Here is a 24,531-nt window from a genome sequence, read left to right as displayed (position 1 = left end):
ACTCATTGTTGTTTGCCGCGCTGTCCCAGCCAGAAGGCCAGCACCACCAGCACGATGGAAATCACCAGCATCAGGGTCGAAATCGCGTTGATCTCCGGCGTCACACCGGCCTTGATCGCCGAAAAGATGTACACCGGCAAAGTCGTGGAACCGGGCCCGGCGACGAAGAAAGTCATGATGAAATCGTCGAGACTGACCACGAATGCCAGCACCGAACCGGACAGCACAGCCGGCCATAGCAATGGCAAGGTCACCCGACGAAACACCTGCCACGGATTGGCGTACAGGTCGTTCGCCGCTTCCAGCAGACTCTTGTCCAAATCGTTGAGCCGCGCACGGATCGGCAGGTAAGCGAAGGGAATGCAGAAGCCGATGTGGGCGATGATCACCGTCAGCAAACCGAGCTTGATCCCCAGCGCCATGAACAGCAGCAACGTGGCCACGGCGGTGACGATCTCCGGCAGGATCAACGGCAGGTTGATTCCGCCCTCGACCATTTTCTGCCCGTAGAACGGCCGGTAAGTCGCCAATGCCGCGAGCAATGCAATCGCCGTGGCGCAGACCGTGGCGATGCTGGCGACGATGATCGAGTTCAGCGCCGCGGTCTGGATCGACGGGTTGGCCAGGATTCGTCCATACCAGTCGAACGAGAACTCGGTCCACACCGTAGCCGAGCGGTTGGCGTTGAAGCTGTAGGCGATGAGAACGAAGATCGGCAGGTACAGATAGGCCAGGATCAGCAGGCTGACTTCACGGGTCAGCGGCAGTTTTTTCAGGTGCAGGGCGATCATGCTTGGGCTCCCCGACGCAGGGTCTTGGCGGCATTGCGGCTATAAAGGGCGTAAAGCACCAGGGACACCAACATGATTCCCAGCAACAGGAACGACAGCGAACTGCCCAGCGGCCAGTTGCGTGCGGTGCCGAATTGCTGCTGGATCAGGTTGCCGATCATCAAGGTCTTGCCGCCGCCGAGAATCGCCGGGGTGATGAAGGCACCGAGGCTCGGCACGAACACCAGCAGGGAGCCGGCAATCACCCCCGGCATCGACAGTGGCAGGATGATCCGACGCAACGCGTGCCAACGGTTTGCGCCCAAGTCGTAGGCCGCCTCCACCAAGCGCCAGTCAAGTTTTTCCAGGGTGGAATAGATCGGTAGAATCATGAACGGCAGGAAGCTGTAGACCAGCCCGACGCTGACCGCGAAGTCGTTGTAGAGCAGGGTGATGCCACCGGCCTGGGGCAGCAGAGCGTTGAGGCTCTGGGCGACCCAGCCGTGTTCACGCAGGATGATCAGCCACGCGTAGTTGCGGATCAGCAGGTTGGTCCAGAACGGGATGGTGATCAGCAACACCATCAGGTTGCGCCGGCGCGGTGTCAGGCTCGACATCCACAACGCCACCGGAAAACCGAACAGGAAACACAACACCGTGGTGCCACCGGCCTGGAACACCGAACGCAGCAGCGCCTGGGCGTAGACCCAGTTCAGCTCCAGTTCGCCGTCGAAACCTTCCTGGAAAAACAGCTGCACGTAGCTTTGCAATTGCCAGTCGGCCTGCCAGTCGACGCCGCCATAGACGTTGCGCGGCAACAGGCTGATGTAACCCATGATGCCCAGCGGAATGGCGATCAGGGCCAGCAGGGTCAAAACCACCGGGCTGAGCAACAGCGCGCGGTTGAGGGCTGGGGAGGTGCTGCTGACGCTCATCTCAGGCCTCCATCAGCAGGCAGGCGTGGGGCGGCAGGTTGACCGCGACGCGATCACCGACCACCCGGCCATGGTTCAGGCCTTCGTTGTTCTCGCGCAGCATGACCTTGATGTCGTTGTTCAACCGGCATTGGTAAAGCGTCGCGGTGCCGACATACAGCACGGCTTCGATCACGCCGCGCAGGTGATGCGGTTGAGTCGGGTCAACCAGTTGTGAGCGCTCGGGACGAAACGCCAGTTGCACCCGCGAACCGTCGAAGCCTTGCGACGGGCAGGGGATTTCCACCGGCATGCCGTTGGGCACGAAGAGGTTTTCGTTTTGCTGGCCGCGCTTGAGGTGGCCGGGCAGGAAGTTGATGTCGCCAATGAATTGCGCGACGAACTGGTGTTGCGGCCGCTCGTAGATCTCGTTGGGCGTGCCGATCTGCAGGATCTTGCCGGCCGACATCACGGCAATGCGATCGGACAGGGTCAGCGCTTCTTCCTGATCGTGGGTCACGAAAATGAAAGTGATCCCGGCTTCTTTCTGCACGCGCTTGAGTTCGACCTGCATTTCCTTGCGCAGCTTGAGGTCCAGTGCCGACAGCGGCTCATCCAGCAACAGCACTTTCGGTTTCGGCGCCAAGGCCCGGGCCAGAGCCACGCGCTGTTGTTGTCCGCCGGACAGTTCGGCCGGTTTGCGCTTGGCCAGGTGTTGCATTTGCACCAGCGCGAGCATTTCATCGACACGCTGCGGAATCAGTTTGCGTTCAAGACCCTGCATCTCGAGGCCGAAGGCGATATTCTGCGCAACACTCATGTGCGGAAACAGCGCGTAGCTCTGGAACACCGTGTTGACCCGGCGTTTGAACGGCGGCAAATCGTTGACCGGTTCACCGGCCAGACGAATCTCACCCTCGCTGACATGTTCGAAGCCGGCGATGGTGCGCAACAGGGTGGTTTTGCCACAGCCGGAGGGGCCGAGCAGGGTGAAGAATTCGTTGTCGGCAATGTCGACAGAAACGTTGTCCAGCGCTGGGGCCAGTCCCGGATCGTCGGAATACCGCTTTGAGACGTTTCGCACTTCAATTGCAACTGGATGACCCATAATGGTGCATTCCTCTAATTATTGTATGCAAAATCTGGATGCAATTTAGAAATACCCGGATTAACCTGCTCGTGCAAGCCCCTTTTTCAATGGCTGTTCATCCGCCAGGGTTGGTTGCACAGGGCGCAAGGAGTTGATGAATGACGGAAAAGAAACTGGAAACCACGGTCGACCGCGTCTACCAAGGGGTTTACGAGGCGATCAGCAAACGCTCGCTGCGTCCGGGGATGAAGCTCGGCGAAGCTTCATTGGCCGAGCTTTTCAATGTCAGCCGAACGTCGGTTCGCGCGGCGCTCAAGCAGTTGGAAGCCGATGGACTGGTCACCACCGAGCCCAATAAAGGTGCGTCGGTGTCGTTGCCGAGTGACGAAGAGATTCGTTCGCTGTTCGAAACCCGGCGCCTGATCGAGATCGGCATCGTCAGCGAACTGTGTCGTCGTCGCGATACAGCGGTGACCCAGGATCTGCGCGATCACCTGCTGCTTGAGGACGAGGCGCATCAAAGCGGGGATCACGAACGGCTGATCCATTTGCTTGGTGAGTTCCATATCAAACTGGCCCGCAGCCTGAACAATCCGGTGCTGCTCGACTGGTTCCAGAAACTGATCTCCCGCGCCTCGCTGTACGCCGCTGCGTTGGATGACGACAGCCACGAAGCCTGCCGCGACGATGAACACCTGCGGCTGATCGAGTACATCGAGGCGGGCAACCAGAGTGCGGCAATCGAGCTGACGTGCATGCATTTGAATGGCATCGAAAAGGCGATTCTCGATGTGGCGGCCACTTTGAAAAGCAGCTACAACCCGCTCAAGCATTTGATTGAGGTTTAGCCCACATCCCCTGTAGGAACTGCCGCAGGCTGCGATCTTTTGACTTTGTTTTTTAAGGCAAGATCTAAAGATCGCAGCCTGCGGCAGCTCCTACAATTGGCGGTGCATGCCACAAAAGCCCGGGAGATGAGATTCAGCTATACCTCTATGAAACGAATAACGTTCACCGTGCTCGAAACAAACGGGTGTGGATGACCGGGATAGAGCCAAGCGATGCAGTTTCTAGACGATAGCCACGGGTGTTCTGGCTGGAGCGGCGAAATGGCCGGGCGCATTCGTGCGTTCGACTGGAGCCGGACCGAGCTGGGAGCGCTAGATTCCTGGACTCGGAGCCTGAGCAGTACGGTGCAGCTGATGCTCGCTTCACCGTTGCCGATGGTGATGCTCTGGGGCCGTCCCGGCTACATGATCTACAACGACACCTATTCGACATTTGCCGGCGGGCGCCATCCTTATCTGTTGGGTTCTCCGGTGGAGCTGGGCTGGCCGGAAGTCGCCGAGTTCAACCGGCATGTGGTGGATACATGCCTGGCCGGTGAAACGTTGTCCTATCGCAATAAAGAACTGGTGCTGCTGCGCGACGGGGTTCCCGAACAGGTCTGGATGGACCTCTACTACAGCCCGGTTGCCGATGATGACGGACGTCCGGCCGGGGTCATGGCGATGGTGGTCGAAACCACTGAACGAGTGATTTCCGAGCAACGCCGCCAAACTGCCGAAGATGCCTATCGCGCCGACAACGAACGGGTGCGCCTGGCGTTGAATGCCGGGGCGTTGCTCGGTTCCTTCGTCTGGGACATCAAGGCCAATCTGCTGTCCGGCGATGAGCGATTCGCCCGGACTTTTTCCTATCCGACGGCGCAAGACCTGAACAATCTGTCACAGGAATTCGCCGAAACGCGGATTCATCCGGATGACCGCAGTTGGGTGCAAGAGCGGGTCAAGCTGTCGGTCGAGGTCGGCGAGGCCTATAACGCGGAGTACCGCATTCTGCGTCCCGATGGCAGTTATCTGTGGGTGCTGGCCAGCGGTTGTTGCGAGTTCAACGAGCAGGGCGAGGCCTTTCGTTTTCCCGGCGTGTTGATCGACATCCATGAACGCAAGACCGCCGAAGAATCGCTGCTCCGGTTCACCCGCAACCTGGAGCAACGCGTGGCCGACGAAGTCGAAGCGCGGTTGGCGGCCGAAGAGCAATTGCGCCAGTCGCAGAAGCTCGAAGCCATCGGTGGCCTCACCGGTGGCGTGGCCCACGACTTCAATAACCTGCTGCAAGTCATCGCCGGCAACCTGCACCTGTTGGCCCGGCATGAAGCGGGCAACGCCAATGTGCAGCGTCGGGTCAGCGCTTCCATTGCCGCCGTCGAACGCGGTGCAAAATTGTCTTCACAGTTGCTGGCTTTCGCGCGCCGCCAGCCGCTGTCCCCGGCGACTTGTACGCCACAGCAGATCTTCGACGGCCTCGGCGAACTGTTGCAGCGCGCGCTGGGGGAAACAATCCAGGTCAACATGGCCGCCCCCGTTGATTGCTGGCAGGTGTTCGTCGACCGTAATCAACTGGAAAACGCCATCCTCAACCTGGCAATCAACGCCCGCGATGCGATGAAGGGCGAAGGCACCATAGACCTCAGCGCCGACAACATCAGCCTCGATCGCGCGTTTTGCGCAGGCAAAGGTATTGTGGCCGGGGACTATGTGCAGGTCTGCGTGGCTGACACGGGAGTCGGCATGCCAGCGCAAGTACTCGCGCAGGCCTTCGAGCCGTTTTTCACCACCAAACCCGACGGCCAGGGCACGGGGCTGGGGTTGAGCATGGTGTTCGGTTTCGTCAAGCAGAGTGGCGGCCATATCGAGATGTCCAGCGTTGTCGGCGAGGGCACGCGGGTGCAGCTGTATTTCCCCCGCAGCCTGCGTTCGATGGACAGTGAAACACCCACGCCGGACACGCATCAGCGGGGCGGACACGAGCGGGTGCTGGTGGTGGAGGACAACGAAGCAGTGCGTGCTTCGTCGGTGGAGTTGCTGCGGGAAGAGGGCTATCAGGTGCTGACGGCCGCCAACGCCGACCTCGCCATGCAAATGCTGCTGGAGGGGGCGCAGGTGGACTTGATCTTCACCGATGTGGTCATGCCCGGCCTGATCAAGAGTTCCGATCTGGCCGCATGGGGCAAGGTGCAAAATCCTCCGGTGGCGGTGCTGTTCACCTCGGGGCATACCCGTGACATTATCTCGCGCAATCACCAGCTCAGCCCGGATACCCATTTGTTGAGCAAACCCTATAGCCCGCAATCGCTGGCCCGAATGATTCGCACCGTGCTCAATGGCTGATCACAAATCCTGTGTAGGAGCTGCCGCAGGCTGCGATCTTTTGATCTTGATCTACAACCATTTCAAGACAGCCAAAAGATCGCAGCCTGCGGCAGCTCCTACAGTCGCGACTATCCATCAACTTTTGAACAGGGCTGTATGATGACCTCCAACCCTCCCTCCGGCATGGTCAGGGTGCGCGGCGCCCGGGAACACAACCTCAAGAACGTCGACGTCGATATTCCCCGCGACGCCCTCGTGGTGTTCACCGGGGTGTCCGGTTCGGGCAAGTCGTCCCTGGCGTTTTCGACCCTCTACGCCGAAGCGCAACGCCGTTATTTCGAGTCGGTGGCGCCGTATGCGCGGCGGTTGATCGATCAGGTCGGCGTGCCCGACGTGGATTCCATCGAAGGTCTGCCGCCTGCGGTAGCCTTGCAGCAGCAACGGGGCACGCCGAGTACGCGGTCTTCGGTGGGCAGCGTGACGACCTTGTCGAGTTTGATCCGGATGCTGTACTCCCGCGCCGGCAGTTACCCGGCGGGGCAGCCGATGTTGTACGCCGAAGACTTTTCGCCGAACACGCCGCAAGGCGCGTGTCCCGAGTGCCACGGCTTGGGCCGGGTGTATGAAGTCACCGAGGCGTTGATGGTGCCGGACCCGAGCCTGACTATCCGTCAGCGCGCGGTCGCCTCCTGGCCCTTGGCGTGGCAAGGCCAGAACCTGCGGGACATCCTGGTGACCATGGGCTACGACGTCGATATCCCTTGGCGCGACCTGCCGAAAAAGCAGCGCAACTGGATTCTCTTCACCGAAGAAACCCCGACGGTGCCGGTGTATGCCGGGCTCACGCCGGAAGAAACCCGCGTCGCCCTCAAGCGCAAAATGGAACCGAGTTACCAAGGCACCTTCACCGGCGCGCGCCGCTACATCCTGCACACGTTCACCCACTCGCAAAGTGCGCTGATGAAGAAGCGTGTCTCGCAATTCATGCTTGGCAGCCCTTGCCCGTTGTGCGACGGCAAACGTCTGAAGCGCGAGGCGTTATCGGTGACCTTCGCTGGTTATGACATAGGCGAATTGTCGCAGATGCCGTTGCTGCAAGTGGCCGAAGTACTGAAGCCGGTCGCGGCCCAGCATTACCTCGAAGAAGGTGAAGAGGCGGGCGACGTGCTGACTCACAACCAGACCCGCGAGGCCCGTGAACAGCGTGTAGCCCACGGCGCCAGCGGCCACGCCAATGCCCCGGATGTGCGGCACACACCGAACCTGTCCGTGGAAAAACGTCTGGCCGCGCAACGGATCGCACAGGATTTGCTGGAGCGGGTCAGTACCCTGACTGATCTTGGCCTCGGTTATCTGGCGCTGGAACGCAGCACGCCGACGTTGTCATCCGGCGAATTGCAGCGCCTGCGCTTGGCCACGCAACTGGGTTCGCAATTGTTCGGCGTGATCTACGTGCTGGACGAGCCATCTGCCGGTCTGCACCCGGCAGATGGCGAGGCGTTGTTCGAAGCCTTGCAGCGCTTGAAAGCTGCCGGCAATACCTTGTTTGTGGTCGAACACGATCTGGAAACCATGCGCCGCGCCGACTGGCTGATCGACGTCGGCCCGGCGGCCGGCGAGCATGGCGGGCGGGTGCTGTACAGCGGTGCGCCAGCCGGGCTGGCTGACGTTGCCGATTCGCAAACCCGCGCCTATCTGTTTGCCGAGCAAGTCAGCCAGTCGCGAGTCAGCCGCAAGGCCAGCGACTGGCTGCGGCTGGAAGGCATCACTCGCAATAACCTGAACAACCTCAGCGTTGAGTTTCCGCTGGGCTGCTTCACTGCGGTGACTGGCGTTTCAGGTTCCGGTAAATCGAGTCTGGTCAGCCAGGCCTTGCTCGAACTGGTCGGCACGCACCTCGGGCGCCCAGTCATCGACAGTGAAGCGGAAGAACCGAGTCTCGAAGACGATGCACCGCAAACCAGTGGCGGTCAGGTCACGGCGGGGTTGGCGTCGATCAAGCGTCTGGTGCAAGTCGACCAGAAACCCATCGGCCGCACCCCGCGCTCTAACCTTGCGACCTACACCGGGCTGTTCGACAACGTGCGCAAGCTCTACGCCGCCACGCCCGAGGCGCAGGCGGCGGGCTACGACGCCGGGCAGTTTTCCTTCAACGTCGCCAAGGGCCGCTGCGCGACGTGTGAAGGCGAGGGCTTTGTCAGCGTCGAATTGCTGTTCATGCCCAGCGTGTATGCGCCATGCCCAACCTGCCACGGCGCGCGCTACAACCCCGAGACGCTGGCGATTACTTGGCAGGGCCGCAACATTGCCCAAGTGTTGCAAATGACCGTGGACCAAGCCGTGGAAGTGTTCGCCGAGCAGGCGTCAATCCGTCGTTCGCTGGAGGTGCTGCGCGATATTGGCCTGGGCTACCTGCGTCTCGGCCAACCGGCGACCGAACTGTCCGGTGGCGAAGCCCAGCGCATCAAACTGGCCACCGAACTGCAACGCAATCAACGCGGGGCGACGCTGTACGTGCTCGACGAACCGACCACCGGGCTGCACCCGCGTGACGTCGATCGCCTGCTCGAACAGTTGAATAATCTGGTGACGGCAGGGCACACGGTGATTGTCGTCGAACATGAGATGCGCGTGGTGGCGCAAAGTGACTGGGTGATCGACATCGGACCGGGGGCCGGTGATCAGGGCGGCAGGATTGTCGTGGCGGGGACGCCGCAGAAAGTCGCGAAGAGCAAGAAGAGCCGGACGGCGCCGTTTTTGGCCAGGGTTCTTGGTATGGCTTGAATGTTCGGCGAACTTGCGGGCCTCATCGCGAGCAGGCTCGCTCCCACAGGGGATTTGTGGTGGTCACGGATCCTGTGGGAGCGAGCTTGCTCGCGATGGCAGATTATCAGGCACCGTCAATCGTACGCCGCACCTTGTCCAGCAGTTCATTGATCTGGAACGGCTTGATCAGCATTTCCATGCCTTCCCCCAGAAACACCTGACGGTTGATCGCGGTTTCGGCGTAGCCGGTCATGAACAGGATCGGCAATTTGTTGCGCCAGCCTCGGGCGATATCGGCCAGTTCCCGGCCGCTCATGCGTGGCAGGCCGACGTCGGTCAGCAGCAGGTCAATGGTTTGATCATTTTGCAGGCGTTCCAGAGCCCCCTCGATGTCAGCCACCTGTGTGCAGCGGTAACCGGCGTCCACCAGCACTTCGGCCACGAACATGCGCACGGACGGCGTGTCCTCGACGATCAATATGTGTTCGCCGGAGCCTTGCGGATCGACAGCGGTGGGCAACACTTCACTGGCCGTCGGATCGGAGCTGGCCGGCAGCATGATGGTCACTTCGGTGCCGCGCCGCGCCACGCTGCGGATGTGTGCATCGCCACCGGACTGACGGGCGAAACCATAGATGGTCGACAACCCGAGCCCGGTGCCCTGGCCCAGCGGTTTGGTGGTGAAGAACGGATCGAATACCTTGTCGATCACGCTGTGCTCGATACCGGTGCCGTCGTCGCGCACTGACAACGCGACGTAAGCGCCATCGGCCAGGTTGGGATCACCATGGGAATAGGCCGCATAGGTGTTGACCCAGATATTGCCGCCCTGTGGCAGGGCGTCGCGCGCATTGATCACCAGATTCAGCACGGCGCTTTCCAGCTGGATCGGGTCGACCAGGGCAATCGCCGCTTTGCTCGTCAGTTCAAGCTTCAGGGCAATGCGTTCGCCGATGGTCCGCACCAGCAGTTCTTCAAGGGAGCGAATGTGCTCGTTGATATCCACGGGCCGGGTGTCGAGCGGCTGTTGCCGGGCGAACGCCAGCAGGCGATGGGTCAGGGAGGCTGCACTCATCGCCGAATTCAACGCGGCTTCTGTGTAGAACTGAACCTTGTCGGTTCGCGCATCGGCCACACGTTTCTGGATCAGTTCCAGGCTGGTGATGATGCCGGTGAGCAAATTGTTGAAGTCGTGGGCAATGCCGCCGGTGAGCTTGCCCAGTGCGTCCATTTTCTGCACCTGCAACAACTGGGCTTCGGTGCGCACGCGTTCGGCGACTTCCTTGGCCAGTTGCGTGGTGGCGTCGTCCAGCCGCGCCAGGTGCGAGCGCTCGCGGTGGCGGTGCTCGGTGACGTCCTCGACAAACACCAGGCTGAGTTCCGGTGAGCGGTAGGGCGAGATCTGCCATTCGGTTTCGCGGATTTCGCCCTGGACCCGCATGCTCAAGGTGCCTTTCCAGCGTTCACCGTAGCTCAGGCGCAGACGCAGTTCGTCGATGATGCCGGATTGGTCGTCGGCAAAGCACTCGCGCAGCGTGTCAGGCGTGAGGTTGTCCTGAATCAACCGCGAGAAGGCATGGTTGCATTCATGCACCTTGAGCTGGGCATCCAGCACGGCAATGGGCGCCGAGACATTGATGAAAATCTCGCGAAAGCGCGCCTCGCTTTCCCGCAGGGCATTTTCCGTTTCCCGCACCCGCAGCAAGGTGCGCAGGGTCGCCAGCAGCACGTCCGGGTCTACCGGGTGGATCAGGTAAGCATCGGCGCCGGCATCCAGGCCGGTGATGATGTCGCCGGTCTGGATCGAGGCGGCCGACACGTGAATCACCGGGAGCAGGGCGGTCGCGGGGTCCGAGCGCAGTATGCGAACGATGTCGAAGCCACTCATGTCGGGCAGGTTGACGTCGAGAATCAGTGCCTCGATGGTGACACTGTCGATCAACTCCAGGCCCTCGCTGCCGGTACCGGCTTCGAGCACTTCATAGCCATGACGCTCCAGGCGTCGGCGCAGGGCATAGCGCGTGGCGACGTTGTCGTCGACGATCAGCAGGCGCAGGTCACGTTTCATCGGCAGGCTCCGTGGCGATGGCCAGCGGGATGATCACGAAAAAGGTCGAGCCAGTGCCCGGGGTACTCTGGAGCCCGACTTCGCCACCCAGCAAACCAGCGAAGCGCTTGCACAGGGACAGTCCGAGCCCGGTTCCACGCAGGCGCTTTTGCAGCGGTGAGTCGACCTGGGAAAAGTCTTCGAACAATGCGCCATGTAGCTCGGCAGCGATACCTATTCCGGTGTCGCTGACGGCAAAGCGCACATGGGAGCTGTTTTCCAGACGCGCCGACACGCGGACTTCTCCGCGGGTGGTGAACTTCAGCGAGTTGGAAATGAAATTGCGCAGGATCTGCGCGAGTTTCTTGTCGTCGGTGTACAGCCGGGGCAGTCCCACCGGCTCTTCGAAAATCAGGTCCACAGCGGTCGCATCGACAATTGGCCGAAACATACCGCGCAGTGCTGCGAACAGGTCGAACATGTCGAACCACGCCGGGGAAATAGTGATGCGCCCGGCTTCGATCTTCGCCAGGTCCAGCAGATCGTCGACCATATCGCTCAACTCGCGGGCGGAACTGCTGACGAAGGCTACCTGTTTGTGCTGTTCGGGGCTCAATGGCCCGTCGAGTTCATCGGTCAACAGGCTGGCGATGCTCAGGATCGAGCCCAGCGGGGTGCGAAATTCATGGCTCATGTAGGAAAGAAAGCGACTTTTCAGGTCCGAGGCCTGACGCAATTGTTCGGCCTGGGTGTCGAGTTCCGCATACAGCGCCAGTACACCCTGATTGGTTTCATCCAGCTCCGCGCGCAGGGCCTCGGCTTCGTTTTGCAGCCGGGCGATCAGCGCCGCTTGTTCGTCAGTCTGACTCATCGGTGCTTCAGGCATGGGCGGCCTCCAGAGCAATGACCAACACCGTGACATCGTCCCGTCCACGACAGAAATCACGGTGCAGAATGGCGGCGATCACGGCGGGATGGCGGTGCACCAGACCGGGATAATCCTGCAGGTTCCAGCGCGATTGCAGGCCGTCGCTGTACATGATCAACAGCTGTCCGCTCACTTGAGCATAGTCAAAGGCTTGCGCCTTTCGATACTGGCCGCCGACGATGCCGGGATGGGAGGCCAACCCCCGGGACTTGTCCGCTGCAATCAGGCAGGCGCCGATATTGCCGATACCGACGAATTTTAGTGCGGCGCCGTCAAATTGCGCGACGGCCACAGCACCGCCACGGGTACCGGTCATGGCGTGATGCATCTCCTCCAATGCCAGCACCGGTGACGCGAAAGGCGACAGTGCAAAGGCTTTTTCGCCGGCGCGGGCAGCCCGTTCGGCTTCTTCGCCGTGGCCCAGGCCGTCGATCACCAGCACGCTGATGCGTGGTCCGTCGAACGCCAAGTGCCAGACATCCCCGCACGCCGGGTCGTTGCGCAATGAGTGCTGGCTGATGCCTACGCGTCGATCCGGGGCCTTGTCCTGGCGCGGATACAAGCGTGCCAGCAACACGGCACCCCGTGAATCGGCGTAGACGTCGAACACTTCGGTCTGACGCGATACGGCGCCCAGCCCGATGCCCTGAGTCCCGCCGGTGGAGAATCCATCGGTCAGGCACGCCTGCAAATCGAAGCCTTGGGCGCGGTCGACGGCAAGCATTTCGATGCCGGCGCCACTTGCGCGGGGCAACACTCGCACGTGCAGTTCGCCATGGCTGGCGTGTTTGAGAATATTGCTGGCCAGCTCGGTGGCGACCAGTGCGACACGCCCGGCATCCGTACTGTCGAAGCCATTTTTTTCCGCCAGTTGCTGCGCGGTACGCCGTGCGTGGCCGATCTGACTGCTGTCTTCGATCACCAGCACTTGCGTCAGCGAACTGCCAATGTTCATGTCCATCGGGTGATCGTTATGCGAGTGCCCTGGCCAGGCGCGGTGTCGAGCTCGAACTCGTCCACCAGACGCTTGGCACCGGTCAGGCCCAGTCCGAGACCGCTGCCGGAGGTCCAGCCATCGGTCATCGCCAGCTTGATATCTGGGATGCCGGGACCTTCGTCGCGAAACACCAGGCGCAGGCCGCAGCGGGTCTGGTCGTCGAGGATCTGCCAGTCCATGTCGCCACCACCGCCGTACACCATGGTGTTGCGCGCCAGTTCGCTGACGGCGGTCACCAGTTTGGTCAGGTCGATCAGGCGCATGCCGCATTCCTGGGCGAGCTTGCGCGCCAGTTGCCGAGCAAGGACCACATCCTGCTCGATATGAATCGGATGAGAGCCACTGCTGCGTACGTTCATTGGTCACGTACTCGATCCTGAAGCAGTTTCATCCCGCGCTCGACATTCAATGCGGTACTGACCCCCGGCAGTGTCAGGCCAAGCTCCACCAGGGTGATGGCCACCGCCGGTTGCATGCCGACCAGCACCGTTTGGGCATCCATGATTTTCGAGAGTCCGGAAATGGTCCCGATCATCCGGCCGATGAACGAGTCGACCATGTCCAGCGCGGAGATATCGATCAACACGCCACGGGCGGAAGTTCGGCTGATCCGCTCGGACAAGTCGTCCTGTAGGGTCAGGGCCAACTGGTCATGCATGTCGACCTGGATGGTCACCAGCAGGAAGTCGCCCATCTGCAATATCGGAATGCGCTCCATGGGCTCATACCGCCTTGCTGATGGTCAGTCCCAACCGGGTCAGGGCCAGTTTCAGCGCATCGGCCAGATTGGCCTTGGTGACGACGCCTTGCAGGTCGAGGCCTAAATGCACGATGGTCTGGGCAATCTGCGGACGCACGCCGCTGATGATGCAATCGGCGCCCATCAAGCGAATGGCGGTGACGGTTTTCAGCAGGTGTTGCGCCACCAGGGTATCGACGGTTGGCACGCCGGTGATGTCGATAATGGCGATTTCCGATCCAGTGTCGACGATCCGCTGCAACAGCGATTCCATCACCACTTGAGTGCGTTGCGAGTCCAGCGTGCCGATCATTGGCAGTGCCAGTACGCCGTCCCAGAGCTTGACCACCGGGGTCGACAGTTCCAGCAGTTCTTCCTGTTGGCGCTTGATCACCGCTTCACGGGACTTCTGGAAAGTGCGGATGGTGTGCATGCCGAGGGCGTCGAGCAGTTCGGAGATTTCCCAAAGCTGTTCGGCCAACAGCGCCGGGCTGTCCTGATAGTGATTTTGCAGCATCGCAAACAACGGGCCTTTCAAGGCGAAGATGAAACTGGCGGTCTGTTGTGAGTCCTGGCCGAGCAGGGCACGGCTATGGGAGAGCTTTTCCAGAAACTGGCGAATCTCGTCCCAGCCGGAGGCGGCGATGTTCTGGCCGTTGCCGCTTTGCAGGCCCGAGATGATCAGTTGCAGGAATTGCGAAGTCTGCTGTTGCAAGTCCTGGTCTTTTAGATTGCGGGTGGCGTCACTGGCTTCGAGGCCGGTTGTCCATTCGGCAAGCAGTTGTGCCTGGTTCTTCTTCATCGCATCGAGAGTGCTGGATTGCAGTGCCGCCATGAGACTTGACTCCTTGTAGTGTAGGCGCCGACTCCCCAAGAAATGACCGGCGCAAATCAATGACATTTGCCGGATGAAATAGTTGTTCGCTTTCGAGAGCATTTTTCATCCGCTGCACATGGACTGTAGTCGGCGCCGGTTCTGATGGCGGTTTTTCATTGCAAATCAGCGGTCCGAGGGAACCCTTCCGGCCAGCAAACTTCGAAACCTCAAGACTCGACTATTCCGGCCGCGTACATGCAGTGACGAGCGAGGTAGCCATGAAAGACCAAACGATGACACCGCAAAGGGATCGAGCGCAGAGCGAAAACCCTGGCAAGCCCGTGGAAAGCACACCGGAGCCGCAAAGCGGCGATGGAACGGTTGATCAAAAGAACCGCCATACCGACAACGACAATGAATTCAGCCCAGGCTTCAAGCCCAATCCGGATCGACCCAAGCCCAGTGATGACACCGATGCCGATATCGATACCGATGGCGGTTAGGTGATTCTCAAACACAAAAGCCGCATCCTGGATGCGGCTTTTGCATTGGCAGCGTGATTATTTGCTCGGATGCGCGGCTTGGAGTTTTTTCGCCATATCCAGGTGCTTTTCCAGACCCGGCAGCATTTTCTGCGCAAAGCCTTTGAGTTCCACCGCGCCTTTGGATTTGTCGTCCGTCACGGTGTTGGCTTCTTTCTTGAACAGCGCAATGGTTTCTTCGTGAGCCTTGACCTGATTGTTGGCATAAGCCGCGTCGAAGGATTCGTCACGCATGTCGAGGATCTTTTCCTTGGCCTGCTTCACCAACGTCGTGCTGTCCGGCACTTCGATGTCATTCTTTTTCGCGATGGTCGCCAGTTCGTCATTGGCCTTGCCATGATCGGTAATCATCATGTTGGCGAACTCTTTGATGTCCGCCGATTGGCTTTTTTCGAGCGCCAGTCGACTGGCCTCGATTTCGGCGATGCCGCCAGCCGCTGCCTTGTCGACAAAATCATTGGAAGTCGCGGCAAATGCCGCACCCATCATGCCAGTGCTCAAAGCAACGGCCATAGCGAGGTGGCGCAGGTTAAATCCGTCCATTGGTGCTTCTCCACGCAGATGATCACGGTGATCGTTAACCAGTGGAGGCCAGCACTTGGGCAAAGGTTTTATCGCATTTGCCAGAGGACGACGAATGGACACCGCTGGTCTGACAGATGGTCGACAGAACCGGCCAACCGAGGCCATTCTGATAGTTGGCGAACGCAATCAGTCGCGTTTGCTACCGATCAACAAACGGAGGTGTTCCATGCCGGTGTCCCATGACCTTTATCAGGACCTGAGTTGCACAAAGGAAGAAATCCAGCAGAAACGCACCAAGGATCCGTTATTGGATTCGCTGATCAACAAGTATTCCCTGGCAGATGCCGAGGTGGTGAAGGCGGAGCAAGCCAAATCCAGCGATGACGCGGTGACAAAGCTCAAGGCGAAGCGCCTGGAGGTCAAGGACAAGATCGTCAAACAACTGCAATCGCCGTCCTGACCCATGGTCATGAGTCACCGACGACCGGTGACTGAAAAGTTGGAACGGCGATAAGAACCGGCACCTCGAATGTTCAGAACCCGACAAGACGGGCGGCAGGCGAGGTGCCTCATGAAACAGAAATATCCTAGCGAAGAGCAGGGTGGCTTCGACCCGATGCCGACCCATCCACAACCGTTGAGCCCGGCCCATACCACTGAACATCCTGAAGAAGAACCGGGCATTGACGATGTGCCGGAGGACGAAGGTATCGACTCCGATCTGAATTGAATGCAAGCCCGCTCCCACATTGGTTTTGTGGTGTTTATTGCATAGCCGTACTGAGCGGCAATCGCGCCATGTTCTTTGCTTTCAACGAACCGAAATACAACCAGTCGCCATACTCACGCACCGTCGTGATTGGGGAATAGTTGCCGTCGCTACCATCCTGCAGATTGGCGATGACTTTGCCCTCAACATCCAGCCCCAACGCAAAGGCGCGTTTTTCTACCGGTTTTGGCAGCACGGTCATGGCCCGCACGATCATCTTGCGTACGAATGGGTGCTCCGCCGTGGCATCCAGCAAGGCATTGCGCGGTGCATACAAGGCGACCCAGAAACGGTCGCGGCCGTTGAATGACAGGTTGTCCGGCAAACCGGGCAGGTTATCGATAAACACATCGTGGGTGCCGGCTTTCGGTCCGCTCAACCAGTAGCGGCTGATGCGATAGGCGCCGGTTTCGTTGACCAGCACAAAGGCATCGTCCGGCCCCAGTGCGACGCCGTTGGCAAACTCGAGCTTGTCCAGCAACAACGAGGTTTTACCGGTCTGGAAGTCGTAACGCAGCAAGCGGCCGTCGCCGCCGTGCTCGATGATCGCCTCGCCGTCCTTGCCGTAGCCGAAGCGACTGGAAGCGTCGCTGAAATAGGCGTAGTGACCGGGTTTGTCGATGACCACGTCGTCGGTAAAACCGAAGGGCACGCCGTTGGCCTCGGTGGTCATTGCCACCAGTCGACCCTGGGCGTCCAGCGACAGCAACCCCTTGACCGCATCGGCGATCACCAGCAAGCCATTGGGATGACGGGCCAGCCCCAATGGCCGACCACCGGTGTCGGCCAGGACTTTGGTGACCATGCCGTCGAGACTGGTGCGGATCAACCGGCCGTCATGCAATCCGGTGATCAGCGTATCGTTTTCCAGCAGCAGCGCTTCCGGGCCGTCGATATCTGCGGCGCCGACCCGTTCCACGCCCTTGAGTCGCGTGTTATCGGCATAAACGCCGCTGGTGAGGGAGGGTGCGGGCGGCGGCGTCCAGGCCACCGGTTGCACTTTGGTCGGCATCAGCAGCAGGAATGCGCCGATGGCGATGATCACCAGCAGCAGCCAATGGCGGAACCTGATGAATCGACTCACGCATTGACTCCCGATTGCGCCAGATGCTTTTGCGCCATTTCGCGCAGGGCCAGCATCGATTCGGCCGACTCGCGATCGATCCGCCGCTTGAGCAGCAGTGCATTGGCCACGCGCATTCCCAGGCCACTGAACTGGTATTCGAGGGTACGAACGAATCGCGTGCCAGTCCCCTCGGCCGCGCATTCGTAAGTCACCACCAACGACAGACCATGATCGCCATCGGCCCTGGCACTCCAGCGCCGCCCCGGCAAATACTCGTCGACCACCCAGCTCAAATGCCCATCGCGGCCGCCGGCGCGAATGTCCTCTTCGAACCGCGCGCCGGCATGCAATGAGCCTTTCTGCCCATTGATCTTGAGCGACGATGGATGCCACTCCGGCCAACGGGTCACGGTGCTGGCGTAGGCGAGCACGTCGATGGGGTTGCCGGCAATCTCGATCTGATGCTGCATGCGGGTCATGGGCGTTCTCGTCAGGTACGGGGTGGCGTGTTCCGGTTCCCAGTAGAGGGTGCCGAACAGGTAATCCATCAACGGAAAAACGATGTTGAAATTGCGCTCCTGCATCATCTCGCGGCGGTGATGCAGCTCATGCAGGCGACGCATCTGGCGAATCCACGGCAGGCGCGTTAACGGATTGTGCGGCGGCAGATGTTCACAGGCGTGAAACACCTCATAGGCCAGGTAACCGAGCACCGAGCAACCGCCGACCAGCCCGGCGACATTGGCGTCGAACTGTTTGAGCAGCCACCAGATCGGCAGGGTGATGACCAGTGTGTGCAACACGATCAGCCAGGCCGGAAACAGGATCACCCGCCAGTCGCGGGCGCTGTCGTAGGTCATGTGCCCGGGGGCGAAAAAACTGTGATGGTCACCGGCGTGACGCGCGTAGAACATCCGCGCGAAGGCTTTTTTGTGATGGCCCAGGTGCCGATGGACCATGTAAATGCCGAGGTTGAAAAACAGCAAGGTCAGCGGCACCGCCAGCCACTCCAGCGGTTGCACCTGCTGCACGGTGCTCCAGAATGCGGCGATGGCCAACAGGCCGAACAACAGCACAAAGGTGCCGTGCAGCCACGGGTTGTAGAGCGGATGGATGTTGGCGCGGTAACGGCTGCGGAATGCTTCGGTGGTCTGCCTCACTGCAATCACCTGTCGTTATTGTTATCTCCAGCAGATTAGACGATTCCGGCGTTTTGGCGGGCCGAACCTTGAGGACACAACTGCCATGATCCGGTGCAAAGCGGATTCAGGTCAGCGGGTTCCAGCGTTGCGACCAGTCATCATCGGACCGGATCACTTCGCGCAATAGATCGAAGGCCCGCTGCAGGGTTTCCGAGTCGCGATCGCGGGAATAAACCAGGTAGGTCGGGTAGCTGAATTCCGGGGCCTTGGGCACTTGTTCCAGCACGCCGCTTTCCAGGTAACTCTGCACGACGCGAGTGCGGAAGTAGCCGCTGCCGCCATTCTCCAGAATGTACTGCAAGGCCAGTGGACCGAGATTGAAACTCAGGGCAGCCTTGGCTTTTTCCGGCAGCGCGGCATCGTGTTGGCGACGGAAATCCGGGCCCCAGTCGATGTACACGTAAGGATCGGGGTGACCGGGTAGCCGTACGAGGATGAGTTTTTCCTCCAGAATCTGCTCGACTTGCAGGCGCGGCCAGTACTCGGGTTGATAGACCAGCGCCGCATCCAGAACCCCCAGTTCCAGTTGGCGTAGCAGGTTTTCGCCGTCGCGGATCTCCATGCGCAAGGCATGACTGGGGATTTTCTCTCGCAACTCGCCGGCCCAACTGAGCATCAGCGGGTTGCACAGACTGACCTCGCCACCGATGTGCAACACGTCGTGGTAACCCTCGGGCAGCGGCAAGTCCCGTCGCGCCGCTTCCCAGGTTTCCACCAGTTGATTGGCGTACACCACGAAGGCCTCGCCATTGGGCGTCAGCCGCGCCCCGGCACGGTTGCGCACGAACAGGGTGCTGCCCAACTGGCTTTCGAGTTTCTGCACCCGCGCGGTGATCGCGGTCTGGGTGACATGGAGTTTCTCGGCGGCGGCTGCAAGGCTGCCGTGGCGGACGATTTCCAGGAAGGTGCGGGCGAGGTCGATGTCCATGGGGTGGCCGGTTGGGGAAGTGCTGGCATTGTAAGAGCAGGTGCCGCCAGCGGCTACGGTGGTGTTCAGTCAAGCGGTTAGCCGAGGCACTACACTGCAACGGTCTCTCGCCCAACGGACCCGCCATGACCGCCAAACCCGCTGCGAACATCCAAGGCACCGTCGAAGGCCAGCGCCTGCTCGGCAGCGAGGCCGAGGCCTGGCGCGAATGGGGGCCGTATCTGAGTGAGCGCCAGTGGGGCACGGTGCGCGAGGACTACAGCGCCGATGGCGATGCCTGGCGCTATTTCCCCCACGATCATGCCCGCAGTCGCGCTTATCGCTGGGGCGAGGACGGGCTTGCGGGATTCTCCGACAAGGCTCAGCACTGGTGTCTGGGATTGGGGCTGTGGAACGGGCGTGACCCGATTCTCAAGGAGCGTCTGTTCGGCCTCAACAACACCGAAGGCAACCACGGCGAAGACGTCAAGGAGCTGTATTTCTATGTCGATGGCGTGCCGAGTCATGCCTACATGCGCATGCTCTACAAATACCCTCAGGCCGAATTTCCCTACGCCGACCTGATCGCGGAAAACGCCCGGCGTGGGCTGACGGATAACGAGTACGAGATTCTCGACACCGGCGTATTCGAGGACAACCGATACTTCGATGTCTCAGTGGAGTACGCCAAACACTCGCCCGACGACATCTTCATGCGTGTCACGGTGCACAACCGCGCCGATCAGCCAGCGCACTTGCACGTATTGCCTCAGCTCTGGGCGCGCAACACCTGGAGCTGGGTGGTCGACGGCCAGAAACCGAGCCTGACACTGGCCGGCGATCAGGTTCTGGCCTGGCATCCGCAACTGGCAGATCGGCAGGCCACGGCCTGGGGCGAGGAAGACTGCGAATGGCTGTTCTGCGAAAACCAGAGCAATTTCCCGAAACTTGATGGTGTGGCAGCGACCGGTCCGTACAAGGACGGGATCAACGACTTTGTGGTCGATGGCATCAATGACGCGATCCGTCGTGACACTGGAACGCGGGTGGCGGCGCATTTTGTATTGGCATTCGAGGCTGGCCAAAGTCGCAGCGTTTATCTGCGCTTCGCCCGGTCCGGTTCGGCTCAAGTGGATGCCACTGCGCTGTTCAAACGCCGACGCAGCGAGGCCGACGGGTTTTACGCAGTGCTGCAACGCGGGATCGACGACTCCGACGCGCGCAATGTTCAGCGCCAGGCCCTGGCCGGTTTGCTGTGGTCCAAGCAACTGTATTATTTCGACGTCAATCAGTGGCTCGACGGTGATCCGGGACAACCCGCGCCGCCGTCGGGGCGCTCGCACATTCGCAACACCCATTGGCGGCACCTGTCGAATTTCGACATCGTCTCCATGCCCGACACCTGGGAGTATCCATGGTACGCCTCGTGGGACCTCGGTTTTCAGGCGGTGGCCTTCGCGCTGATCGATCCAGAGTTCTCCAAGCATCAATTGTTGCTACTGGTCAAAGACCGCTTCATGCACCCTAACGGCCAGTTGCCGGCCTATGAATGGCGTTTCGACGACGCCAACCCGCCAGTCCACGCGTGGGCCTGTTGGCGTGTGTATCAGCAGGACAAGCGGCTGACCGGGACAGGCGACATGGATTTCCTCGAACGGATTTTCCACAAACTGCTGCTGAATTTTTCCTGGTGGGTCAATCGCAAGGATGCCGAGGGCCGCAACCTGTTCCAGGGAGGTTTCCTCGGTCTGGATAACATCGCGCTGTTCGACCGCTCAGCGACATTGCCACCCGGTTACGCACTCGATCAGGCCGACGGCACGGCGTGGGTCGCCGCCTACGCGCTGGACTTGATGCGCATCGCGCTGGAGCTGGCCAAACGCAACAGTGTCTACGTCGACATCGCGGTGAAGTTCTTCGAGCATTTTCTCTACATCGCCGGGGCGATCAATAAAATCGACTCCGACGCCGAAGGCCTTTGGGACGAGCAGGACCAGTTTTTCTACGACGTGCTGCACCGCCCGGACGGCGTCAACGAGCCGCTGCGCCTGCGCTCTATCGTCGGTCTGATGCCGCTGTTCGCCGTGCAGGTCCTGGAGCAGCACGAGCACGAGGGGTTACCTGGTTTACGCGAGCGCCTGCTGGGTTTCATGCGCCATCGACCGGATCTGGCCAGCCTGGTTTCGCGCTGGACCGAACCGGGTGAGGGCAACCGGTTGCTGCTGGCCCTGTTGCGCGGCGAACGCACCAAGGACTTGCTCAAACGCATGCTCGATGAAGAAGAGTTTCTCTCTGAATTCGGTATTCGTTCGCTGTCCAAGGCGTTTGCTGAGCGCTCCTTCGGCCTGCAGATCAACAGTGACCGACTCTGCGCCCGTTACGAACCGGCGGAATCGGATTCGCGGCTGTATGGTGGCAACTCCAACTGGCGCGGGCCGGTGTGGATGCCGATCAACTACATGCTGATCGAGTCCTTGCGCGAATTTCACCGTTATTACGATCAGGATTTCTCGGTGGAATACCCCACGGGGTCAGGTTTCCTGGCTTCGCTGGAGGAGGTTGCCGATAGTCTGAGCCAGCGGCTGACCCGGCTGTTCTTGCGCGATGAAGAAGGCAATCGACCGTCGATGGCGGCGTATGCGCAATTGCAGGGCGACCCCGCCAGCCGTGATCTGGTGCTGTTCCACGAGTATTTCCACGGAGAAACCGGGCGTGGTCTGGGTGCCAGTCATCAGACCGGGTGGAGTGCGTTGGTGGCGTTGTTGTTACAGCCTTGATCGAAGCAAATTCAATGTGGGAGCGAGCTTGCTCGCGATGGCGGCGGCACATCCAGCATGGATGCTGACTGATTCACTATTAATTTACGGTGCCGAAAACAACGAAACCCGCCACAAGGGGCGGGTTCCGTGTGCAACTACAGAGGCTCCCGAAAAAGGGAGCCACCATCTTACGAAGGGAACAGCTCGGACAGTTTCATCGCCAGCATCATGTCGCCTTCAGCGCGCAGTTTGCCGCCCATGAACGCTTGCATGCCGTCGGTCGAACCGTCGACGATGCCTTCCAGGGTTTCGCCGTCCATCACCAGGGTCACCTGGGCGTCAGGGTTTTCGCCTTCCAGCAGCTCGCAGGTGCTGTCCTTGACGACCAGCGAGAAGTTCTTGGTGTCGTCGATGCGGAAACCGAAGACCAGGTCCAGACCGGCAGCAGCGGCTGGGTTGAACTTGGCTTTCATTGCTTGTACGGCATCTGCTACGGAGGTCATGGTTTGATCCTTTTTCTGGTATTTAGAGCAGGGTGATTACAGCCAGGGTCACAATAGTCCGGACTCAGCGAAACGTGATGAGTTCCGGGGCCTTCAGCAGTTGCAGGTGCGCATGACTGTTGAAGGAAGCCAGGGCCACCTCGCGACCACGAAACTTGAGTTGGTTGAGCGAGGTGTTGACGATTTGCCAGTTCAACTCAAAGGCCTGTTTGGCAGGCATTTGCGTAATGAGGTGGAGCAGGGCGGTGATAGTGCCACCGGAGGTGAACACGGCGATTTTCTGCGTGTTGTCGGCCTGTTCGAGGATGCGGTGCAACCCGGCGCGAACCCGTTCGACAAACCCCAGCCAGCTTTCCAGCTCCGGCGTATCGTAGGTGCCGGCCAGCCAGCGTTCGATGATCAGGGCGAAGATGCGCTGGAACTCGGCGCGGTTTTGCGTGGCGTTGCGCAGGATGTTCAGGGCTTCGGGTTCGTCCGCCAGCATGGCGGGCAACAGCGCGCGAATCACGGCGTCGGCATCGAATTCATTGAACGCGGAATCGGTTTCCAGGATCGGCACCGGCAGGCCCACGGTAGCGAACTGTTCCAGCGCGCTGTTGGCGGTATGCTGCTGGCGGCGCAGGTCACCGGCAAGGCAGCGATCGAAGCTGATGCCGAGCTCGGCCAGGTGCTGGCCGAGGATTTCTGCCTGGCGAACACCGGTCGGCGACAGGACGTCATAGTCGTCTGCACCAAAGGAGGCCTGGCCATGTCGAATCAAATAGATGCTGCCCACGTCCGCGTCATCCCGGTACGTTGAAGGTTTGGCGAGGTTATGAGGATGGCGGTGAGCTGTCAATGAAAAAACATACGCTTGTTTGAAATGCTCGTTACAGGCCTGTTGCCAGAGGTTTCACGGCTGGTCGCAAGGCCGGCGCATGAGTATGCTGGTGGTATCCCGCGCGCGTTGATGCTGCGCATCGTTTAAGGAGTCCCTGTGGAGTTTTTGTCCGAGTACGCCGTTTTTCTGGCCAAGACCGTGACCCTGGTGATCGCCATTTTGGTGGTCCTGGCCAGTTTTGCCGCATTGCGCAGCAAGGGGCGACGCAAGTCGGCCGGTCAGTTGCAGGTCAGCAAGCTCAATGATTTCTACAAGGGGCTGCGCGAGCGCCTGGAGCAAACCTTGCTCGACAAGGACCAGCTCAAGGCCCTGCGCAAGTCCCAGGCTAAAACCGAGAAAAAACAGAAGAAACAACCCGAGACCAAACCCCGGGTGTTCGTGCTGGATTTCGACGGCGACATCAAGGCGTCGGCCACCGAAAGCCTGCGGCACGAAATCACCGCGCTGCTGACCCTCGCCACACCGAAAGACGAAGTGGTCCTGCGCCTGGAAAGCGGCGGCGGCATGGTTCACAGCTACGGCCTGGCGTCTTCGCAACTGGCGCGTATCCGTGAGGCCGGCGTGCCTCTGACCGTGTGCATCGACAAGGTCGCGGCCAGCGGCGGCTACATGATGGCGTGCATCGGCGAGAAGATCATCAGCGCGCCGTTCGCGATCCTCGGTTCGATCGGCGTGGTCGCGCAGTTACCCAACGTCAACCGTCTGCTGAAGAAGCACGACATCGACTTCGAAGTGCTGACCGCCGGTGAGTACAAGCGCACCTTGACGGTGTTTGGCGAAAACACCGAGAAGGGCCGGGAAAAGTTCCAGGAAGACCTGGACATCACCCATCAACTGTTCAAGAACTTCGTGGCGCGTTATCGCCCGCAACTGGCCATCGACGATGTCGCTACTGGGGAAATCTGGCTCGGTGTCGCGGCTCTCGACAAGCAGTTGGTGGACGAACTCAAGACCAGCGACGAATACCTGGCCGAACGCGCCAAGCAGTCCGAGCTCTATCACTTGCACTACGCCGAGCGTAAAAGCCTGCAAGAGCGTATCGGCATGGCGGCCAGCGGTTCGGTCGACCGCGTTCTGCTGAGCTGGTGGAGTCGCTTGACCCAGCAACGTTTCTGGTAACGCTGAACGTCATCTCGCAGCCATAAAAAAACCGGG

Annotated in this window: 23 protein-coding genes; 8 read left to right on the top strand and 15 right to left on the bottom strand. The window is 60.2% G+C overall.

The genetic code is table 11. The features are described 5' to 3' along the window. Positions 1-2 precede the first annotated feature (2 nt). Genes ACM110_RS02620 through ACM110_RS02610 form a run of 3 tightly spaced genes read right to left on the bottom strand, consistent with a single transcriptional unit; the run spans position 3 to position 2,792 of the window. Positions 3-791 (bottom strand): ABC transporter permease, encoded by a 789-nt coding sequence (locus ACM110_RS02620; protein WP_416126436.1) that lies wholly within the window; start codon positions 789-791, stop codon positions 3-5. Then, positions 788-1,705 carry an ABC transporter permease gene (locus tag ACM110_RS02615; RefSeq protein ID WP_416126435.1) on the bottom strand — a complete coding sequence of 306 codons (918 nt, stop codon included), beginning with the start codon at positions 1,703-1,705 and terminating at the stop codon, positions 788-790. The genes ACM110_RS02620 and ACM110_RS02615 overlap by 4 nt, the downstream gene beginning before the upstream one ends. Position 1,706: 1 nt before the next feature. Next, positions 1,707-2,792: an ABC transporter ATP-binding protein gene (locus ACM110_RS02610; protein WP_416126434.1), complete on the bottom strand. Its 1,086-nt coding sequence runs from the start codon at positions 2,790-2,792 to the stop codon at positions 1,707-1,709. 140 nt (positions 2,793-2,932) lie between these two features. Between ACM110_RS02610 and ACM110_RS02605 the strand changes: the two genes are divergently transcribed. The 3 genes from ACM110_RS02605 to uvrA all read left to right on the top strand — a co-directional run bounded on the left by ACM110_RS02605 (position 2,933) and on the right by uvrA (position 8,713). After that, on the top strand, positions 2,933-3,622 hold the full coding sequence (locus ACM110_RS02605; RefSeq protein WP_007987445.1) for a GntR family transcriptional regulator: 690 nt from the start codon (positions 2,933-2,935) through the stop codon (positions 3,620-3,622). A 213-nt stretch (positions 3,623-3,835) separates the two neighbouring features. Continuing rightward, positions 3,836-5,947, top strand: a complete 2,112-nt coding sequence (locus tag ACM110_RS02600) for an ATP-binding protein (protein WP_416126433.1) — start codon at positions 3,836-3,838, stop codon at positions 5,945-5,947. Between the two features lie 141 nt (positions 5,948-6,088). Continuing rightward, positions 6,089-8,713 carry an excinuclease ABC subunit UvrA gene (gene uvrA / locus ACM110_RS02595; RefSeq protein ID WP_416126432.1) on the top strand — a complete coding sequence of 875 codons (2,625 nt, stop codon included), beginning with the start codon at positions 6,089-6,091 and terminating at the stop codon, positions 8,711-8,713. A gap of 106 nt (positions 8,714-8,819) precedes the next feature. Here uvrA and ACM110_RS02590 read toward each other — a convergent pair whose 3' ends face one another. Genes ACM110_RS02590 through ACM110_RS02565 form a run of 6 tightly spaced genes read right to left on the bottom strand, consistent with a single transcriptional unit; the run spans position 8,820 to position 14,241 of the window. After that, positions 8,820-10,763 (bottom strand): response regulator, encoded by a 1,944-nt coding sequence (locus tag ACM110_RS02590; RefSeq protein ID WP_416126431.1) that lies wholly within the window; start codon positions 10,761-10,763, stop codon positions 8,820-8,822. After that, complete coding sequence (locus ACM110_RS02585; RefSeq protein WP_416126430.1) at positions 10,753-11,628, bottom strand: sensor histidine kinase; 876 nt, start codon at positions 11,626-11,628, stop codon at positions 10,753-10,755. The genes ACM110_RS02590 and ACM110_RS02585 overlap by 11 nt, the downstream gene beginning before the upstream one ends. Beyond that, positions 11,621-12,625: an ATP-binding protein gene (locus tag ACM110_RS02580; protein ID WP_416126753.1), complete on the bottom strand. Its 1,005-nt coding sequence runs from the start codon at positions 12,623-12,625 to the stop codon at positions 11,621-11,623. Before ACM110_RS02580 ends, ACM110_RS02585 begins: the two co-directional genes overlap by 8 nt. Beyond that, positions 12,622-13,026, bottom strand: coding sequence for an anti-sigma regulatory factor (locus tag ACM110_RS02575; RefSeq protein WP_338581102.1), 405 nt, complete (start codon positions 13,024-13,026; stop codon positions 12,622-12,624). The genes ACM110_RS02580 and ACM110_RS02575 overlap by 4 nt, the downstream gene beginning before the upstream one ends. After that, positions 13,023-13,385, bottom strand: coding sequence for an STAS domain-containing protein (locus ACM110_RS02570; protein WP_338581101.1), 363 nt, complete (start codon positions 13,383-13,385; stop codon positions 13,023-13,025). Before ACM110_RS02570 ends, ACM110_RS02575 begins: the two co-directional genes overlap by 4 nt. A 4-nt stretch (positions 13,386-13,389) precedes the next feature. Beyond that, positions 13,390-14,241 (bottom strand): STAS domain-containing protein, encoded by an 852-nt coding sequence (locus ACM110_RS02565; protein ID WP_416126429.1) that lies wholly within the window; start codon positions 14,239-14,241, stop codon positions 13,390-13,392. Between the two features lie 260 nt (positions 14,242-14,501). On the opposite strand from ACM110_RS02565, the gene ACM110_RS02560 reads away from it, so the two are divergent. Next, positions 14,502-14,726, top strand: a complete 225-nt coding sequence (locus tag ACM110_RS02560) for a hypothetical protein (protein ID WP_338581097.1) — start codon at positions 14,502-14,504, stop codon at positions 14,724-14,726. A gap of 57 nt (positions 14,727-14,783) precedes the next feature. Here ACM110_RS02560 and ACM110_RS02555 read toward each other — a convergent pair whose 3' ends face one another. Beyond that, entirely contained in the window at positions 14,784-15,308 is a 525-nt protein-coding gene (locus tag ACM110_RS02555; RefSeq protein ID WP_416126428.1) for a DUF4142 domain-containing protein, read from the bottom strand. Positions 15,309-15,516: 208 nt separating this feature from the next. On the opposite strand from ACM110_RS02555, the gene ACM110_RS02550 reads away from it, so the two are divergent. Both ACM110_RS02550 and ACM110_RS02545 read left to right on the top strand, forming a co-directional pair. Next, positions 15,517-15,750 (top strand): DUF465 domain-containing protein, encoded by a 234-nt coding sequence (locus tag ACM110_RS02550; protein WP_150700636.1) that lies wholly within the window; start codon positions 15,517-15,519, stop codon positions 15,748-15,750. Positions 15,751-15,861: 111 nt separating this feature from the next. After that, positions 15,862-16,020, top strand: a complete 159-nt coding sequence (locus ACM110_RS02545) for a hypothetical protein (protein ID WP_416126427.1) — start codon at positions 15,862-15,864, stop codon at positions 16,018-16,020. Positions 16,021-16,054: 34 nt separating this feature from the next. Here the strand turns inward: ACM110_RS02545 and ACM110_RS02540 are convergent, their stop codons facing one another. From ACM110_RS02540 to ACM110_RS02530, 3 genes are all read right to left on the bottom strand, one after another. Beyond that, on the bottom strand, positions 16,055-17,143 hold the full coding sequence (locus ACM110_RS02540) for an SMP-30/gluconolactonase/LRE family protein (RefSeq protein WP_416126426.1): 1,089 nt from the start codon (positions 17,141-17,143) through the stop codon (positions 16,055-16,057). Next, on the bottom strand, positions 17,140-18,285 hold the full coding sequence (locus ACM110_RS02535; RefSeq protein ID WP_416126425.1) for a sterol desaturase/SRPBCC family protein: 1,146 nt from the start codon (positions 18,283-18,285) through the stop codon (positions 17,140-17,142). The genes ACM110_RS02540 and ACM110_RS02535 overlap by 4 nt, the downstream gene beginning before the upstream one ends. Positions 18,286-18,391: 106 nt before the next feature. Then, the gene (locus ACM110_RS02530) at positions 18,392-19,255 is read right to left on the bottom strand and encodes a LysR family transcriptional regulator (RefSeq protein WP_338581092.1); all 864 of its coding nucleotides are present in this window, start codon (positions 19,253-19,255) and stop codon (positions 18,392-18,394) included. A 125-nt stretch (positions 19,256-19,380) separates the two neighbouring features. On the opposite strand from ACM110_RS02530, the gene ACM110_RS02525 reads away from it, so the two are divergent. Beyond that, the gene (locus tag ACM110_RS02525; RefSeq protein WP_416126424.1) at positions 19,381-22,011 is read left to right on the top strand and encodes an MGH1-like glycoside hydrolase domain-containing protein; all 2,631 of its coding nucleotides are present in this window, start codon (positions 19,381-19,383) and stop codon (positions 22,009-22,011) included. A gap of 170 nt (positions 22,012-22,181) precedes the next feature. Here the strand turns inward: ACM110_RS02525 and ACM110_RS02520 are convergent, their stop codons facing one another. Then, positions 22,182-22,496: an SCP2 sterol-binding domain-containing protein gene (locus ACM110_RS02520; protein ID WP_339556166.1), complete on the bottom strand. Its 315-nt coding sequence runs from the start codon at positions 22,494-22,496 to the stop codon at positions 22,182-22,184. A 64-nt stretch (positions 22,497-22,560) separates the two neighbouring features. Beyond that, a complete protein-coding gene (locus ACM110_RS02515; RefSeq protein ID WP_416126423.1) occupies positions 22,561-23,271 on the bottom strand; it encodes a histidine phosphatase family protein in 711 nt (236 codons plus the stop codon). Positions 23,272-23,472: 201 nt separating this feature from the next. Here ACM110_RS02515 and sohB point away from each other — a divergent pair, with 201 nt between their 5' ends. Then, positions 23,473-24,495, top strand: coding sequence for a protease SohB (gene sohB, locus ACM110_RS02510; RefSeq protein WP_416126422.1), 1,023 nt, complete (start codon positions 23,473-23,475; stop codon positions 24,493-24,495). The last annotated feature ends 36 nt before the right edge of the window (positions 24,496-24,531 follow it).

This window comes from Pseudomonas sp. NFX98 (assembly GCF_047784845.1).
Taxonomy (GTDB): Bacteria; Pseudomonadota; Gammaproteobacteria; order Pseudomonadales; family Pseudomonadaceae; genus Aquipseudomonas.
Note: the sequence above shows the minus strand (reverse complement) of the source record. Positions and strands in the feature narration are given on the sequence as shown.

Bases quoted from the DNA above. Each gene is read 5' to 3' on its own strand.
- ACM110_RS02620 (WP_416126436.1), bottom strand. From the start codon at position 791: ATGATCGCCCTGCACCTGAAAAAACTGCCGCTGACCCGTGAAGTCAGC.
- ACM110_RS02615 (WP_416126435.1), bottom strand. From the start codon at position 1,705: ATGAGCGTCAGCAGCACCTCCCCAGCCCTCAACCGCGCGCTGTTGCTC.
- ACM110_RS02610 (WP_416126434.1), bottom strand. From the start codon at position 2,792: ATGGGTCATCCAGTTGCAATTGAAGTGCGAAACGTCTCAAAGCGGTAT.
- ACM110_RS02605 (WP_007987445.1), top strand. From the start codon at position 2,933: ATGACGGAAAAGAAACTGGAAACCACGGTCGACCGCGTCTACCAAGGG.
- ACM110_RS02600 (WP_416126433.1), top strand. From the start codon at position 3,836: ATGCAGTTTCTAGACGATAGCCACGGGTGTTCTGGCTGGAGCGGCGAA.
- uvrA (WP_416126432.1), top strand. From the start codon at position 6,089: ATGACCTCCAACCCTCCCTCCGGCATGGTCAGGGTGCGCGGCGCCCGG.
- ACM110_RS02590 (WP_416126431.1), bottom strand. From the start codon at position 10,763: ATGAAACGTGACCTGCGCCTGCTGATCGTCGACGACAACGTCGCCACG.
- ACM110_RS02585 (WP_416126430.1), bottom strand. From the start codon at position 11,628: ATGCCTGAAGCACCGATGAGTCAGACTGACGAACAAGCGGCGCTGATC.
- ACM110_RS02580 (WP_416126753.1), bottom strand. From the start codon at position 12,625: ATGAACATTGGCAGTTCGCTGACGCAAGTGCTGGTGATCGAAGACAGC.
- ACM110_RS02575 (WP_338581102.1), bottom strand. From the start codon at position 13,026: ATGAACGTACGCAGCAGTGGCTCTCATCCGATTCATATCGAGCAGGAT.
- ACM110_RS02570 (WP_338581101.1), bottom strand. From the start codon at position 13,385: ATGGAGCGCATTCCGATATTGCAGATGGGCGACTTCCTGCTGGTGACC.
- ACM110_RS02565 (WP_416126429.1), bottom strand. From the start codon at position 14,241: ATGGCGGCACTGCAATCCAGCACTCTCGATGCGATGAAGAAGAACCAG.
- ACM110_RS02560 (WP_338581097.1), top strand. From the start codon at position 14,502: ATGAAAGACCAAACGATGACACCGCAAAGGGATCGAGCGCAGAGCGAA.
- ACM110_RS02555 (WP_416126428.1), bottom strand. From the start codon at position 15,308: ATGGACGGATTTAACCTGCGCCACCTCGCTATGGCCGTTGCTTTGAGC.
- ACM110_RS02550 (WP_150700636.1), top strand. From the start codon at position 15,517: ATGCCGGTGTCCCATGACCTTTATCAGGACCTGAGTTGCACAAAGGAA.
- ACM110_RS02545 (WP_416126427.1), top strand. From the start codon at position 15,862: ATGAAACAGAAATATCCTAGCGAAGAGCAGGGTGGCTTCGACCCGATG.
- ACM110_RS02530 (WP_338581092.1), bottom strand. From the start codon at position 19,255: ATGGACATCGACCTCGCCCGCACCTTCCTGGAAATCGTCCGCCACGGC.
- ACM110_RS02525 (WP_416126424.1), top strand. From the start codon at position 19,381: ATGACCGCCAAACCCGCTGCGAACATCCAAGGCACCGTCGAAGGCCAG.
- ACM110_RS02520 (WP_339556166.1), bottom strand. From the start codon at position 22,496: ATGACCTCCGTAGCAGATGCCGTACAAGCAATGAAAGCCAAGTTCAAC.